The sequence below is a fragment of the Rheinheimera lutimaris genome (genome assembly GCF_013283795.1).
In the GTDB taxonomy this organism is placed as follows: domain Bacteria; phylum Pseudomonadota; class Gammaproteobacteria; order Enterobacterales; family Alteromonadaceae; genus Alishewanella; species Alishewanella lutimaris.
Genome location: NZ_JABSOD010000012.1, coordinates 62,702 through 77,948, shown reverse-complemented (window position 1 = coordinate 77,948; position 15,247 = coordinate 62,702). Strand labels below are relative to the sequence as shown.

The 15,247-nt window shown below is 52.1% G+C and carries 12 protein-coding genes; 6 read left to right on the top strand and 6 right to left on the bottom strand.

The genetic code is table 11. The features are described from left to right. The first annotated feature begins 13 nt into the window (after nt 1-13). Nucleotides 14-1,195 carry a cellulose-binding protein gene (locus HRH59_RS12810; RefSeq protein WP_173501666.1) on the top strand — a complete coding sequence of 394 codons (1,182 nt, stop codon included), beginning with the start codon at nt 14-16 and terminating at the stop codon, nt 1,193-1,195. On the opposite strand, the gene HRH59_RS12805 is transcribed toward HRH59_RS12810, so the two are convergent. From HRH59_RS12805 to HRH59_RS12795, 3 genes are all read right to left on the bottom strand, one after another. Next, nucleotides 1,196-2,374, bottom strand: coding sequence for an ABC transporter permease (locus HRH59_RS12805; RefSeq protein WP_173501665.1), 1,179 nt, complete (start codon nt 2,372-2,374; stop codon nt 1,196-1,198). Continuing rightward, nucleotides 2,371-3,300, bottom strand: a complete 930-nt coding sequence (locus HRH59_RS12800; RefSeq protein ID WP_173501664.1) for an ABC transporter ATP-binding protein — start codon at nt 3,298-3,300, stop codon at nt 2,371-2,373. The genes HRH59_RS12805 and HRH59_RS12800 overlap by 4 nt, the downstream gene beginning before the upstream one ends. A gap of 107 nt (nt 3,301-3,407) precedes the next feature. Continuing rightward, nucleotides 3,408-5,681, bottom strand: a complete 2,274-nt coding sequence (locus HRH59_RS12795; protein ID WP_173501663.1) for a patatin-like phospholipase family protein — start codon at nt 5,679-5,681, stop codon at nt 3,408-3,410. Between the two features lie 156 nt (nt 5,682-5,837). Here HRH59_RS12795 and HRH59_RS12790 point away from each other — a divergent pair, with 156 nt between their 5' ends. Beyond that, entirely contained in the window at nt 5,838-8,168 is a 2,331-nt protein-coding gene (locus HRH59_RS12790; RefSeq protein WP_173501662.1) for a putative bifunctional diguanylate cyclase/phosphodiesterase, read from the top strand. Nucleotides 8,169-8,194: 26 nt separating this feature from the next. On the opposite strand, the gene HRH59_RS12785 is transcribed toward HRH59_RS12790, so the two are convergent. After that, the gene (locus tag HRH59_RS12785) at nt 8,195-8,422 is read right to left on the bottom strand and encodes a DUF2798 domain-containing protein (RefSeq protein WP_173501661.1); all 228 of its coding nucleotides are present in this window, start codon (nt 8,420-8,422) and stop codon (nt 8,195-8,197) included. 169 nt (nt 8,423-8,591) lie between these two features. Here HRH59_RS12785 and HRH59_RS12780 point away from each other — a divergent pair, with 169 nt between their 5' ends. Both HRH59_RS12780 and HRH59_RS12775 read left to right on the top strand, forming a co-directional pair. Beyond that, complete coding sequence (locus tag HRH59_RS12780) at nt 8,592-9,542, top strand: D-2-hydroxyacid dehydrogenase (RefSeq protein WP_173501660.1); 951 nt, start codon at nt 8,592-8,594, stop codon at nt 9,540-9,542. 2 nt (nt 9,543-9,544) lie between these two features. Next, nucleotides 9,545-11,641 carry a tetratricopeptide repeat protein gene (locus HRH59_RS12775; RefSeq protein ID WP_173501659.1) on the top strand — a complete coding sequence of 699 codons (2,097 nt, stop codon included), beginning with the start codon at nt 9,545-9,547 and terminating at the stop codon, nt 11,639-11,641. Here HRH59_RS12775 and HRH59_RS12770 read toward each other — a convergent pair. Further along, on the bottom strand, nt 11,638-12,480 hold the full coding sequence (locus tag HRH59_RS12770) for an RluA family pseudouridine synthase (RefSeq protein ID WP_173501658.1): 843 nt from the start codon (nt 12,478-12,480) through the stop codon (nt 11,638-11,640). The two genes, HRH59_RS12775 and HRH59_RS12770, sit on opposite strands and share 4 nt — an antisense overlap. Nucleotides 12,481-12,565: 85 nt before the next feature. On the opposite strand from HRH59_RS12770, the gene HRH59_RS12765 reads away from it, so the two are divergent. After that, nucleotides 12,566-13,210, top strand: a complete 645-nt coding sequence (locus HRH59_RS12765; protein WP_173501657.1) for a choice-of-anchor H family protein — start codon at nt 12,566-12,568, stop codon at nt 13,208-13,210. Continuing rightward, nucleotides 13,207-14,142: a transglutaminase domain-containing protein gene (locus HRH59_RS12760; RefSeq protein ID WP_173501656.1), complete on the top strand. Its 936-nt coding sequence runs from the start codon at nt 13,207-13,209 to the stop codon at nt 14,140-14,142. The genes HRH59_RS12765 and HRH59_RS12760 overlap by 4 nt, the downstream gene beginning before the upstream one ends. On the opposite strand, the gene HRH59_RS12755 is transcribed toward HRH59_RS12760, so the two are convergent. Continuing rightward, nucleotides 14,134-15,201, bottom strand: a complete 1,068-nt coding sequence (locus HRH59_RS12755; RefSeq protein ID WP_173501655.1) for a hypothetical protein — start codon at nt 15,199-15,201, stop codon at nt 14,134-14,136. The two genes, HRH59_RS12760 and HRH59_RS12755, sit on opposite strands and share 9 nt — an antisense overlap. Between the last annotated feature and the right edge of the window lie 46 nt (nt 15,202-15,247).

Genomic DNA, 15,247 nt, shown 5'->3' with positions numbered 1-15,247 from the left:
GGTGCAGCCCTTTATGCTTACGATACTGATACTCAGTAGTGCCTTAACGTTTTTGCAAACATCCGGATTACAAACATCCGCCCGGGAACCGCTGCTGCTTGGTACCAGCATTCCCGCCACGACAAACAGTACCAGCCACCAACAAATACAATGCATTATGCAGCAGAAGCAACAAGCTTATCAGCTGCTGTCGATGCCATGGCGCCGCGCGAAGCAAGAAGTAAAAATGGGCCGCATTGACGGCTATTTTACTGCGATGCCAACTGATGATATGCAGAATTATGCCCAATTGTCGGCACCGCTGTTTCTGGAAAACTGGTATTGGTTTTGGCATCAGCGCCACGCCGGCCCCCGCAGCCAAACCAAAATACGTTACGGTGCTATCCTCGGCAGCCATCAGGCTGATTGGTTTAACGCAAAAAATTACAAATTAGAGCTGGAGGTCGGTGATATTGCCCAGTTAGTGCAACTGCTGGCAATAGGCCGTATTGACGTTATATTGGCTGACCTGGACGATTTTAACCATGCCATACAGCGCTTAAAGCTACAGCCGGAGCACTACCGTCAGGCGTTTTTACAATATGTGCCGCTGGGGGTGTACTTCTCTGCAGCACGCTTGGAGCAGCAACCGGACTTTATGCCGCAATTTAACGCCGGCGTGCATTTATGTGCCTCTGCCCCTTTTGCGCTGGCAGAAACAGAGCAACAACTGATTGTGGCGCAGCTGCTGGACGCCGGCAGTGAGCTGGCCCGCGACCGCCTGCTGATCAACGCGGTACAACAACAAAACCGGCTACAACTGCCACTGGCTGATATTCTGCAGCGCGATACGCTGTGGCAACAACAGCTGCCTAACGACCTGAGCAACGCCGTACTGCACTCTGCCGCTGCCGAACGCCTGCGTAACTGGCAAGCCAACAACCAGCCGCTTATCACCGAAGTAATATTGATGGATAACCGTGGTGCCAATGTCGCTGTCAGCGATATAACCACCGACTATTGGCAAGGCGATGAAACACCGTTTCTCGGTATCTTTAACCAACAACATGACTATTTTATTGACGTAGTAGAATATGACCAGTCAAGCCAGCGCTTTCAGGTAAAACTAAGCCTGCCGCTCAGCGATAACAGCGGGCAACATATAGGCGCACTCAGCATCGGTATTGACGTTGAGCGCGCCCTGACCCGCGATTGATTATTCGGTTTTGTTGCTCAGAGCCCAGCGCACTATGTCGCCCCAGGACGGCTCTTTACCGTACATTTGCATACCACGCAGAAAAACGCGGCCGGCAACACGGCGCATCCAATATACTGTCGCCAACAGCAGCAGTAATGACAGCAACGGTTGCCACCACGGCACCGTTACCATCGCCATTTTTACCGGCATGGCGGCAAAGGATGTTAACGGCACAAAGCTGAGCAATGTCATGCCCCAACCGGCAGGGCTGTCGATCACCATAAAGGTAAACACCATAGGCAACCAGGTAATCATCATTACCGCACTTTTGCCGCTGTTGTTCGGATCGTCTATTGAGGCGGCTATCGCACCCATAAAGCTGGCACACAATACCACGCCCAGCAGCGCAAACGGCACCAGCCACAGCACTACGCCGATGTTAAGCCAACTTAAATCAATGGCTTTTTCAGCAAATAAGCTGACCACCGCAAAAGCCAGCAGCATCACCAAACCTGAGGTGATCATGGCTTTAAGTGCGCTGAAGCTATGCCCCAACACCTTACCGTCCATCCATTGCTGCGGGGTTACTATGGCGTACAGCTGCTCGGTAACCCGTTGTTGTTTCTCGCCGGTAATACTTACCAGCACCTGACCAAAGGCTGTACTTAAACCGACAAACAACAAAATAAGCGCACCCAGCGCAATCATTTTCTCCGGCGTATCTTTGCCTTTGTAACTCTGATCCAGATAACGTGTACTGATGCTGACAGGTTGTTCCAGCTGGCTTAACTGAGTGGCACTGAGGCCCATTTTCTCTGCCGACAGCTGGCGGTAATGTTGCTGCAATACCGCCTCTAACTGTGCCAGCCACTTTTTGCCGGTAAGGGTATGTACTACCAGTTCGCCCTGCTCTTCACTGATCACCGCATGCCAGGAGCTGTCACTGCGCATTTGCGCCAATTGAGCCTCAAAGCCAATGCCGGGGCGCTGAAACTGAAATTGCTCTGTATTAACAATCTGCAGTTGTGCCGGCACAGCAATACGATATTGTTGCCGGCTTTCGTCGGTAAAAAAGCTCCATAATGCCACAGCGGCCATTACGCCCAGCATCAGCAAATACGACACCAGCTGTTGCTTCCACTTAAAAAAACGCAGAAATTCCCATTTAGCTACAATTAAACTCTGTCGCGATATCATGCCGCCACCTCCGGTTTGTGCTTCGCCATAGCAGCCAGATACAGCTGGTGTAAGTCCGGCGTTTGCATTTCAATCAGCGTCAGTTCTGCGTGTTGCAGCAATTGTTTCAGGCAATCCGACACACTGACGTCACCGGCGAGGGTAAGTAAGAAATGTTGCGCCTGCAGCGGTTCGACACTCAGTACCCCATGCAGCTGTTGCAGCTGCTCAGCGGTTACCGCGCTTGCAGTGGCTATTTTCATCCGTTGCTGCTGTTGGCTTTGTTGTTGAATATGCTGCAGGGTACCGGCCAACACTACTCTGCCTTGTGCCATCAGCAACATATGGTCGGCCAGCTTTTCGACCATCGCCATCTGGTGAGCGCTTAAAATAACCGTCATACCTTTGGCTTTCAGTTGCTTTAAAAATACCACCACTTTTTCCTGATTAATCGGATCGAGGCCGGAAAACGGCTCATCCAGAATAACCAATGCCGGCTGGTGCAATACCGCAGCAATTAACTGTACTTTTTGCTGGTTGCCTTTGGACAGTTGCTTTAAGTCTTCGTGCCGCCGCTCTGTCAGCTCAAAAACGTCCAGCCAGTAGTCCATTTCTGTCAGCGCTTTGCTTTTCGTTAAACCATGCAGCTGTGCCAGATACAGCAGGTTTTTCTCGATACTTTTATCCGGATACAGGCCGCGGTCTTCCGGCAGATAGCCGAGAAAGCGCCGCGGTACATGGTCAAAATGCTGATCCTGATAACTGATCATAATGCTGCCGCTGTCGGGCTGTGTCATGCCCACCAGCATACGGATGATGGACGATTTACCGGCGCCGTTCGGCCCCAGCAAGGCAAAAATTTCGCCACTGTTGATTTGAAAACTGACCTGCTTAACTGCCTGCACGCTGGCGTAAGCTTTACTTATTGCGGTAACAATTAACTGCATTATTGCTTCCTGCTTATTAACCTGCTGTTATCTTAATTTTGCAGTTTATCATTGGTAAAAGCGCTAACGCCAACGGCAAAGTGTGAGCAAATATGTAACCACGCAGCTTAGTAACTTTTACCAAACGACAGATACACCGCATCGGAATACTCTGTGGGCCCCTGTTCGGCCATACCAACGCCGAAATACAGCGGCCCCAGTGGTGTATCCCAGCCCAGAAACACACTGCCGGCCCACAGCCAGTCGGTGGCGTCGGCGCCGCCGGAAGCACCAAACACATCTTTACGTACACGGCCGCGTTCCAGCGAAGTGCCAAAATACAGCGGCGCATTAATAAACGAAATGCTCTGCTCGTTTAGCCGGTACAAATACACCAGGCTGCCAAACTGGATTTGGCTGCCAAACAGCGACTCTGCCGGATAACCGGATAAGTTTAGAAAACCGCCAAGACTGAATTGCTCCAGCGCAAAGCCGCTGTCATCTTCCGGGTTGTAATGATCAAAGCGCCAGCGCGTGCGCAGGGTATGTTGCTGCCAGCTTTTAGCAGCCAGTAACTCAGTGCTGCTGGCGGTACTGTTCAGCCGTGTGCCCGGCACCTTATCGGTTAAAAAGCGGTAACTGCTGGCTAAACGGATACCGCGGGTGGGGAAGCTGCGGCTGTTTAAGGTATCCCAAATCAGTTCTGCCTGTGGCCCGCTGCGGCGGTAATCTATTTTTGCTGTCATCAGCTGTGCGGCATACACCGCCGGTAGCTGATATTCACCGTCACGCCACAGCCAACCAAACTGTAACCGCGCATGATCAGAAATATTCCAGCCGCCACTGAGCTGAAAAGCATGTTCGATATTTTTCAACTCGCCGGCCGACAGCTGTAATTCATCCTGTAAACCTTGTATATCGCGCCGGTGCACAAAACTGCCACTGGTATACAGGCCGCTGTTCGCCAGTGGCCAATACAGCTCTGTCGATAGATATTTATTGCTGCCCAGCGCTAATTCAGAATGCCATTCAGCGCCCCAGGGCGACAGGTTGGTGCGGGTGTAAGCTGCCGCCAGTTGGTACTGGTGGTTGTTGCGAAAATCATCTTCAAACATCAGCCGGAAATTCAAATAACCCGGCCCCCAGCTTTTTTCTTCCGCTTTGACGCTCAGCAAAGTACTGCCGTCTTCTGTTACGCTCAATTGCTGGCTGACCCGTTCAAAGGTGTCCAGGCCATATAATTGACGCAAGCCACGGCGAATACTGCGCTCGGTGTATAAATCACCGGGTTTTAACTCCAGCCGGTCAAACAGCAGCTGATCTGCCAACCGCGAATTATTTTGCAGTTGCAGCCGGTCAATGGCGATTGCCGGTGTGGCGGTCTGCTCAAACCTGGCAAACCAGGCGCTGTACACTTTATGCGGCTGACTGAAATCGGCCAGTGCCTGCACAAAACGAATAGCACTTTGCCGGCCCGACGCCACCGCAACGTCAATGCGATCAAAATCCAGCGTGCCGATATCCACCAAATCCGGCTGTAACAACAGGTCTCTGTCGCTCAGTAATTGTAACTGCTGCTGCAGTCCGGCACGCACCAAAAAGCCGGTAAGTTGCTCAGTAACACTGAACGCCGATTCCAATTGTTCACGCCGCAACAGTGGGGAGTCGATACTGACCGCAATGATACGGTCGACCCCAAGTTGGCGGGCTACGCTTATCGGCAGGTTATTGACTACGCCACCGTCAACCAATAACTTGCCATCAACTTCCAGCGGCCGCACTACCCCGGGGATGGTCATCGACGCCTGCACAGCCTGTACCAGGCTGCCATTGCTGAGCACCACTTCCTGCTGTGTCAGTAAATCAGTTGCTACCGCACGAAACGGTACCGGTAAGTCATCAAAATGTTTCAGATCGGCATAGATACCAAAGGTGCCGTGTAAAATCTCAGCCAACGCCTGGCCGTTTAAAATACCCTTGGGCAGCTTTACACCATTGTCTGAAACACCAAGATCGGTATGCAGCGGAAAATCATCACTGATTTGCTTGCGTCGCAGCGGCATTTCATCGCGATATACGCGGTCACGAAAGCCACTCGCCCACGGCGTGCGCTCAAGCCGCTGTGCAATTTGCTCTGCGCTGTGGCCGCTGGCATACAAGCCGCCGATAAAAGCGCCGATACTGGTACCTACCACCAGATCGACAGGAATTTGCTGGCGCTCCAACTGTTCAATTACGCCCAAATGCGCTCCGCCACGCGCGCCACCACCGCCCAGCACCAGCGCAACACAATCACGTTGTTGTGCCCGTGCCTGGCGACATACGTCGGTATCTGTGGCTAAAGCGGTAAAGCTGCATAATAACGCGCCCGCCAGCAAGGTCGGGCTAATCCCTGTCTTCATTTACTGTCAGTCCATCTCATTGCGTGGTGGTTAGTGTTCAATTCTATTTGAGCCTGCCACAGGTTATTGCTATTGTTAACCGAATATTCCAGCCCGGTACTCAGTATTATGCCTGTTTCTTTGCACCTTGCACTGTTGTTATGCGGTGTCTGACCGATGCCATTTAAGTCGTTACGCAGCAAACTGATATTTATTCTGCTGTTATTATTAAGCTTGCTGGCGGTTGCCACCGGCTTTGCCACGTTAACAACACTGAAACACGACAGTGAACTGCAGGCACGCCACATGCTGAACGTGTCCACCAAGGTGTTACGTCAGGCGCTGGATACCCGTGCAGATCAACTGAGCAACAGTGTGCGTATTCTGGCTGCTGATTTTGGTTTTCGCCGCGCGGTAGCAACGGCTGAGCAGGAAACTATTGCCTCGGTGCTGGACAATCACGGTAACCGCATTAACGCCAGCCTGATGCTGCTTTTGGCGCCGGACGGCGCTTTACTGGCCAGTTCAGACGCGGAGCTTAATATCAGCGATATCGCACCGCTGTTTCAGCAAACAGCCACCAATGACAGCACAGTAGCCGACATTATCAGCCTGAACGGCAAACCGTTTCAGTTGGTACTGGCACCGGTTAAAGCACCAAACCTGATTGCCTGGGTTGGTATGGGCTTTCCACTGGACGGCCCGCTGGCACAACAAATAAAAGGTGTCACCGGACTGGACATCAGTTTTACCGCCATGCAAAACGGCCAGCACCGTATCGGCAATTCCACGCTGGAATCATCACATCAGCAGCAACTACCCGACATACTCAGTGCGCTTACCAGCCAACCCGACGCCATTCATAACAGTCCGGAGCAAGATTTTGTCTCAGTGGCATTGCCGCTGGACCAGCAACAGCAACTCTGGGCGCTACAACACCTGTCTAACCAACGCTGGCTAAGCAGCTACAGGCAGTTGCGCGGCCAGCTGTTTTATATTTTTGGTGCCGCCTTGTCGTTGTCTTTAGTAATTGCCTTTATTTTTGCCCGCAGTATTACCGGGCCGATACAAGCACTCAGCCAGTTTGCCATGCGTATCGGCCAGGGCTTTGATGCTACTGCACCGGCGGGTGGCAATGATGAAGTAGGCTTACTCAGCCGCACATTAAGCACCATGCAACAGGATATTAAGCAACGTGAACAGCAATTACAGTTTAACGCTGAACATGACTCTGTTACCGGCCTGTACAACCGCACCGCGATAGAACGCTTATTGCAGCAGTGGCTGGATAACTGTGATGGCAGTTTGCTGCAGTTAAATATTCAGCAATTTAAAAGCATTAATGATGTATTGGGCTTCAGTAACGGCGACTTGTTGTTGCAGCAACTGGCTCAGCGCCTGCAACAAACACTGCCGGCACCGGCCCTGTTGGCAAGGCCGGGTGGTGATGAGTTTGTACTGTTGTATCCCCACACTTTGCTGACAGAGCAAGTGCAACAGCTTATTAAGCCGCTGCTTAATGGTTACAAACTGCAGCACTCGGCTATTAATTTAAAATTGTACGCCGGCATTTATAATTTTGCCGCCGGCCAGCTTAGCGTCAACGATGCGCTGCGGCGGGTTGATATCGCACTGGAAAACGCGCGGCAAATGCCGGACGGCCTTGCCTTTTATCAGCAAGGCCAGGATGAAAGCCACCAACGTGAGTTGGGGCTGATCCGCGATTTGCCGCAGGCACTGCACAACGGTCAGTTTTTTGTATTGTATCAACCCAAAGTGAATATTAAGCAGCCGGGCTGCAACAGTGCTGAAGCGTTGATCCGCTGGCAACACCCGCAGTTGGGCCTGGTGCCACCGGACAGTTTTATTAAGCTGGCTGAGCATTCCGGCAATATCGGCCTGATAAGCCAATGGATGCTGCAACAGGTTATTGCTCAGGCTGCACGCTGGTGGCACAGCACTACGCCAATGCAACTGGCGGTAAACTTGTCGGTGTTTGACTTACTAAACCCGCAACTGGCCGACGACATTGCCGCGCTGTTACAACAACATCAGTTACCGGCGGCGGCACTGGCTCTGGAAGTAACTGAAAGTGCGGTGATGGACGATACCGAAACGGTTATTGCTCAGCTGCACCGGCTGCGTAAGCTGGGTATTACATTATCGATAGATGACTTTGGTACCGGCCAGTCGTCATTAGCGTATTTAAAACAGTTACCGGTACATGAGGTGAAAATAGATCGTGCTTTTGTCAAAGACATTGAACACAACAGCAACGATGCCCTGATTGTCAAAGCCACCACTCAATTAGCCCATAGCCTGGGTTTCTCGGTAACAGCAGAAGGGCTGGAGAATCATGCCGGGCTGCAACATCTGCAAAGTTGCGGTTGCGATAAAATACAAGGCTATTACTTTGCCAAACCTATGACACCACAACAGTTAGATGCCTGGCTGGCTAAGTTACCGCAACAGCTTAACCTGTGGTTTAACAACAACAGCATGGTTTGAAGTGACAGAGTTTAACCGAACACGACCTAAGCGGTTTTGCTCAACATACCGGCCAATTTACGGCTTAGCGGCGCAAAAATAAACACCAGCGGAAAAGCACAGGCATGGGCGTACAAATAAGCTTTCATCCAGGCACTGAAAAATGCAGCAAACCAGCCCAGATTAATAAAGGTAAGAATGCCTGACATCAGAAACGCCATAAAACCAGACATAATAAAAGCAAACAACACCGGCTGAAAACGTGCTGGAAACATAAAGCGACTCCTGAAAAACTAACGCCGTGGCGTGATTCTACGCGAACAGATGCGACTTTAGCATAGTTTAGCGCAGCAAACGTTTACCCGGCGCCAAAGCGCTGGTATAACGCGGCAAGAGATTATTTGCACCTTATTAAGGTACAGAGCTAACCAAGGAAACACAACAATGCACACTATGGTTTTTCTTGATGCCGCCACGATGGGCGACGCGGATTTATCGGCCTTACAACAGCAAAACGCGACATTAGTGTGCCATTCGCATACCCTGGCTGCTGATATCGTACCCAGGTTGCAACACGCCACTATCGCTATTGTTAACAAGGCAGAACTCACGGCTGACATACTGCAACAGCTACCGGCATTAAAACTGATTTGTGTGGCGGCTACAGGGGTAAATAACGTTGACCTGACTGCCGCAGCGGCGCTTGGTATTACTGTCTGCAATGTACGGGGTTATGCCGACACGGCAGTGCCGCAACATGTGTTTGCCCTGTTGCTGCAACTGACCAACCAGGTGCAACAGTATCATCAGGCAGTACAACGCGGTGATTGGCAGCGCAGCCGGCATTTTTGTTTATTGGACTATCCGGTAACCGAACTGGCCGGCAAATGCTTTGTGGTTATCGGCTACGGCGCTCTGGGTAAAGCCACTGCGGGGCTCGCCGCCGCTTTTGGCATGCAGGTAGTGATTGCCGAGCAACCGGGCGCAGCGATATGCCGCGAGGGCCGGGTCGTGTTTAACGATGCCCTGGCACAAGCTGATGTTATTTCGCTGCATTGCCCGCTAACCGCTGATACAGAGCATTTATTTAACCGCCACACCTTCGCGATGGTAAAGCGCGGCGCGCTGTTGCTCAATACTGCCCGTGGCGGCCTGGTTGATGCCGCCGCCCTGTTAAATGCTCTGCAAAGCGGGCAGTTGGCCGGTGCGGCACTGGATGTGCTGCAGCAAGAACCGCCGGCAGCGGACGATCTTTTGTGTAACAGCAGCCACCCCAACCTGATCATCACACCGCATATGGCCTGGGCCAGTGCTGAAGCACGCCGGCGTATGGTGCAACAATTAGCCGCCAATGTGCAGGCTTTTATCAGCGGCCAGCCGCAACACAAGGTATAGCCGTGTTGCACAATACCCGTTACACTGCAGTAAAAACCATTACAGCCGTGACTATGCTATTACGCCTTGCCCTTGTGTTACTGTTGTTACCCGGCAGTGTAGCCGCAGAGCCGCTGGTCCAGCGATTAACGCATGCCGCCTCGAACGCCGAGCAGGTAAGTAATCACTTACTGTCGCAACCTACAGATAGCCTTAGTGCTGAAGATTGGCTGGTATTAACCGAAGCCCAACTGCGTTTGCGCAATAAGGATGCAGCTATAGACGCTGTAAGCCGCGCGCTGACGCTGACGCAAGACAGTTATTTACGTGCGCATGCCTACCTGCTCAAAGCTCAGGTTTACGGCATCTTGTACCGTGATACGGTCATTGCAATTACCCAGCTGGAACAGGCAGAGCAGTTAATACAACACGCCGAAGACGCTCAAGGCCGCGACTTGTACAGCGATGTGCTGCAAAATTTTGCTCAGGCCTATAACCAACTGGGCAATATTCCACAAGCCATTCCATACGCTGAGCGCAGCCTGCAACTGGCGCAACAAACTCAGCAACCCGCTGCAGAGCTTAAAGCCCGCATTACACTTGGCCGTTTAACCCTGCAAAATAACGCCTATGGCGAAGCCTATCAACATTTAAACCAGGCGCTGGCACTGGCCACGGAATTACAGGATGACGAAGCACTGGCATCGATCCACTTCCGCTTAGGCATGGCGTACCGCAAAATTGAAGATCATAAACAAGCACTGCATCATCTGCAGCAGGCCAGGCAGCGTTACCATGCGCTGCAACGCCACTCCAGCTATACCTATACTTTAATTTATATTGGTGAAACCTACCTGGAAGACAGCAGTACTGCAGCACAGGCCGCCGATGTTTTACAAGAAGCGCTGACATTAGCACGCCAGCAGGATGATCTGTTACGTGTCGGTATTGCCCTGCAAGGGCTGGGCCGGTTGGCTGAGTTGCAACAACAACCGGAGCAGGCCCAACAGTATTTCAGCGATGCGCTGCAGCTGTTTCGCCAGCAGAATATTCAAACCTATCTGCAGGAAAGCAGTATTGCGCTGGCCGGATTACTGTTTAAGCAACAGCAGTTTTCCCGGGCAACCGCGCTGCTGCAGGACATTGCACCGCAGATAGAGCAAACCCCGGCCTATCTGAAGTTTCGTTACAACGAATTGGCAGCGCAACTGGCCGCACAACGCGGTGATTGGCCGTTGGCTTATCAGCATATGCAGCAAGCCGGCAGCCTGCGTTTTGAACAGTTCAGCGAACAAAATAAGCTGCAGTTGAACATGATAAACAATGGTCTGGTGCAAGTAGCAACCAAGGTGCAACATCAAGCCGCTCTGCAACAGCTACAACAAGTAGTGCAACAGCAGCGTGCCGCCATCGTGGCATTGCAAGTGACATTAGCGCTGTTATTGCTCAGTACTGCCGTCCTGCTGCTGTGGTATCGCCGCCGCGTTAAGCAACGCGCTAAAGTGCAGCCGCTACTCTCGCCCGGCTGGAATTCTTTTTGCCAGCGTCTGCAACAGCACAGTAATAAAACCAATCTGACGTTAATGGCGTTTGCAGGCAACAACAGCCAGCAGCTGAAGCTGCAGTTTGGTGAGCAGCGCTTGCATTTGGCAACGCACAGTTTTTTGCAGCAATTAGCGCCGGAGCAAATAGTGGCCAGCTGTGTGCAGGATGATGTGATCTGGCTGGCCGTAAACGCCCCGCAGGCTGAAGCTGCCGTTTTGCAGCAGCAACTGGCGCGGCAGTTACAACAGCTTTTACTGCCGCATTTAGCAAAAGGTACCATAGCCGGGTTAATCAGTTTGCGTTTAACACTGGCACAGGTGCTGGAAAAACCGTGGCAGATATCAGAACTCAGTGCACTGCGTGAGGCTTTGTGGTTGTGCTGGTCGCTGGCCAACACTCAGGACGCTGTGGATAACTGCCGGCTGTTATGGTTAGACAGTTCCCAACCGGGCACCTGTGAGTGGCGCAGCAATATGGTACGCCAGGACTTAATTAATGCTATCCGCCTTGGCAGCATCAGCCTCAGCTGCAACAGCCTGGTGTTGCCGGCCACCATAGTCGATCATCTGAACTAATTGCCGCCGGTAAACAGCAATAAAGGCGTTGTCAGGTTATAATTTACCGCTTTGCGCTGCAGCGGGCAGACAAAACTCAGGCTAACCGCCTGCAAGGCCAGACCGGCGGCGTCTTTATTGGCTTTACCGTACTGCGGATCACCCATTACCGGGTGGCCTGCGGCAGCAAAATGCCGGCGAATTTGGTGTTTACGCCCGGTTACCAGCACAATATTGAGCCAACTTTGCTGCAGCTCTGCATCATACTGCAGCAGGCTGAATTGCGTCAGGCTGGCTTTACCATCGAGCGGCAACGCGATTTCGCCCTGTTGCAATAAGCTGTCACTCAGCTGCCCCTTTACACGGATCTGATACTGCTTACTGATTTTGTGCTCCGCAATCAATTTGCTCAGCGCTGCTGCGGCAGTTTTAGTATGCGCCAGCAACACCAGGCCGCTGGCTTCCCTGTCCAACCGGTGCAGTAAAAATACCGGCCGTTTGGCGGCAAAGTACTGCTCAACAAAGCGCATTAACGACAAATGATCGCCCCATTCGTTGCCCTGCGACAACATACCTGCCGGTTTAAACCACACGCTGTACTGCTGTAAATCACTGATCAGTACCGCATCGGCACATTGGCGTTGCAGCAAATCGTCATCGTAATGCAGTTGCAATTGCTGCCCGGCCTGCAGTGTGGTTTGTGCACGGCGCAAACGTTTTTGCGGTTTACCACTCAACAATACCGCCCCTTTGGCCATAGCATCCTTTAAGCGGCCTTTAGATAACTGCGGCACACTTTTACTAAGCAAATCAATCGCATTGTCGCCATTCTCCGCCACCAAAGTGCGTACTACTTTCATTGCTTTACACATCCTTTACGTTGGGGTTCAGCCAAAATTCATGCCGCCAGCCTGTAATAGTAACAAAGCCAACGGAGATGTCGTTATGAAAAATATTATTATCTGGTTCCTTAGCAGCAGCTTACTGCTGGCAGCATTGCCGGCTGCCGCCGACAGCCGTACCACTGAACGCCACGGCACTAACACTGCTGTCAGCCTGAAAAGCAATAAACCACAAATGGCCGGTGTGCAGGGTTACCAAAGCCACGTCTGGTTTCATAGCGTAGATGTGTTTCTCAGCGGCGATTTAGACAGCAATGGTTATTACCACCGGCTGGAGGTCGAGTTGGATGCCGACACGTCTGAGCGCTACCAGCAGGTGTTTGCTGAATTCAGCCTGCTACCCACTTACGGTGGCGAACGGATTTTTTATACCAGCAGCGTATTTGAATTGTACCGCGACAGCGCCGACGACTGGCTGGCGATAGACACCATTTTGGAAAACCGCTTTGCCGCCGATGAGTACCTGCTGACTATCCGTCTGTTTGACGCGGCCACCGGCTATCTGCTGGCCGAAATATCCGGCTTTGATGACGCTAATCTGGACCTGTTACCGCTGGAAGATTATGGCCGCGACAGTTACGTCAGCAGCACTACGGTAGAAGTGTCGGGCGGCAGCACTGGTATCTTGCTGCTACTGGCATTATGCTTAGTGCTATGGCAACGCCGTAACACCCATGGAGCCGGATGAAACCATTGATAACGCTGTATATTGTGCTGGTAATGCTAAGTGCGCCGGTATTACCGGCCACACCGATGCGCTTTAGCCTGCAGCCACAACAGCAACAATTGCAGTTTAGTTATCAGTTTGATTTTAACGGCCAGCCACAGCAACTGCAGTTTGCTGTAAGTAATACCACCATGGCAGAACATTTCCGCCAATTCCGTAGCTTTCAGCCGGCATTACTGCAACAATATTTGTGGCAAGACTTGCGGGCGCATACGGCACAATACGCCAATGTCCGCTTGCAGCGTTTACCGCAGTACAGTGGCCTGCGCTATAACATCCGCACCCGCGACGCCGCGCTGCAAAAACAAGTAGCCGCTGAACTGCAACAATTAACCCTGGAGCGCACGGCCTTTTATTTGCAGCGCGATTACTACTATCAGCACAGTACGCTGTTGGGTGAACACTATATTATTCCCGACCATCAGCGTCTGATGGCCGACAGTTTAGCCGACTTGCTGCCGCTGGCACAGGCACTGCACGCCAAACTGGCTAATACGCCCAGCCGTGACTCGCTGGCTTATATCAGCAGCTGGCTGCAACAAATACCCTATCAGGATTTATCTGATCGCAGCAAAGCAGCCGGTTACAGTTTCAGCCCACCGCTGAAAATGCTGCAACAACACCGCGGCGATTGCGACAGCAAGGCGGTATTACTGGCGGCGCTGCTGCGCATGCTGTTGCCGGATGTCCGGCTGGCCATGATTTACCTGCCGCAACATGCCATGCTGGCCGTGCAATTACCGGCACAAGCAGAGGATATGACAGTGACGATTGAAGGCCGGCAATACCTGCTGGTAGACCCGACAGGCCCGGCGCAACTGCCACCGGGCACCATTAGCCCGCAGTACCAGATGTACAGCCGCAATAATCAGTTTTCTTACCGCTTACTCTGAGGGTTTGTCTTTGTGCAGCTGGCAAATACGGTCAAAAATGTCCTGCCAGCCGTCCGGCACGTGCCGTACTCCCTGCGATTGGCCGTTTGCCAGCCGTTCCAAATGTATGGTCAGCCGGTGCACCGCCGACAAGGTGCGACGGCGAAAGCGATACTGTAACGCCAGCAACAGGGTGCCAAGCAATACCGCATAGCTGCACCAATGCCAGAGAAAATCTTTTACACCGGCCGCAAATAAGCTGGTTTTTTGCTCCAGTAACGCCAGCGACCACGGCATAGTGTTCAGCCGTTGTATTTGCAGCATATGCTCGGTAGTACTTTGCGGCGGTTGTGCCGTAGAGTGGCTGATCAACTCGCCGGCCTGGTCCAGCAACATAAAATCGATATCGCTATGTTGCTCATACATCGGCGCTAACATCGGCTCCAGCGATAAGGCAAACAGAAAACTGCCTAACCTGCGCTCGTCAGTATACAGCGGTAATAACACCGCCGCTTGTTGCGGCATAAACTCTGTGTAAAATACCATACCGCGCTCATAGCCATTTTCTCTGCTGTTAACTGCGTGCTTATGCCACTGCAGCAGATGGTCGGCCATGTAGTCAGACCATTTATTCTGACCGTTGTAAGCTAAACCGCGTTCGGACAAATAATAGACGCCAACTACAGACGGCAGCGCTTCGACGACCATGTCAAAATGCGGCTGCAAGTGCATTAACATCTGCAGCTCAGCCTGCAGCGAGCTGTCATCAGAGGTAAGCGGCAATTGCTGCGTTTGTTCAGCGTCCAGATCCAGCAGCAGTATGCTGTCTTCTGTTGTCAGCGGCGGCAATGCTAACTTTAGCTGCGCTACCTTGATAACAGCGGCGCTGTATGCCAACACAGGCGCAAACTGACTGTCCAATTGCGAACTAACGGCTACCAGCCTGGTGCGGGTTTGCAGCACTTTATCATCGACACTGCGCAGGTAATGCAAGGTTGCAGCAAAGGTTGACAGCAGCAGCACCAATATCAGCCCGAGCAAACCGGTTCTGCGGTATTCAGTATAACTTGGGTTATGCATGCAACTCCTTTGCATGTCCATCCGGACGGGTGTGGGATCAAAACAG

Excerpts from the sequence above, each read along its gene's own strand:
- HRH59_RS12800 (WP_173501664.1), bottom strand. The coding sequence starts at position 3,300 with ATGCAGTTAATTGTTACCGCAATAAGTAAAGCTTACGCCAGCGTGCAG.
- HRH59_RS12805 (WP_173501665.1), bottom strand. The coding sequence starts at position 2,374 with ATGATATCGCGACAGAGTTTAATTGTAGCTAAATGGGAATTTCTGCGT.
- HRH59_RS12765 (WP_173501657.1), top strand. The coding sequence starts at position 12,566 with ATGAAAAATATTATTATCTGGTTCCTTAGCAGCAGCTTACTGCTGGCA.
- HRH59_RS12785 (WP_173501661.1), bottom strand. The coding sequence starts at position 8,422 with ATGTTTCCAGCACGTTTTCAGCCGGTGTTGTTTGCTTTTATTATGTCT.
- HRH59_RS12795 (WP_173501663.1), bottom strand. The coding sequence starts at position 5,681 with ATGAAGACAGGGATTAGCCCGACCTTGCTGGCGGGCGCGTTATTATGC.
- HRH59_RS12755 (WP_173501655.1), bottom strand. The coding sequence starts at position 15,201 with ATGCATAACCCAAGTTATACTGAATACCGCAGAACCGGTTTGCTCGGG.
- HRH59_RS12810 (WP_173501666.1), top strand. The coding sequence starts at position 14 with ATGCTTACGATACTGATACTCAGTAGTGCCTTAACGTTTTTGCAAACA.
- HRH59_RS12790 (WP_173501662.1), top strand. The coding sequence starts at position 5,838 with ATGCCATTTAAGTCGTTACGCAGCAAACTGATATTTATTCTGCTGTTA.
- HRH59_RS12780 (WP_173501660.1), top strand. The coding sequence starts at position 8,592 with ATGCACACTATGGTTTTTCTTGATGCCGCCACGATGGGCGACGCGGAT.
- HRH59_RS12770 (WP_173501658.1), bottom strand. The coding sequence starts at position 12,480 with ATGAAAGTAGTACGCACTTTGGTGGCGGAGAATGGCGACAATGCGATT.
- HRH59_RS12760 (WP_173501656.1), top strand. The coding sequence starts at position 13,207 with ATGAAACCATTGATAACGCTGTATATTGTGCTGGTAATGCTAAGTGCG.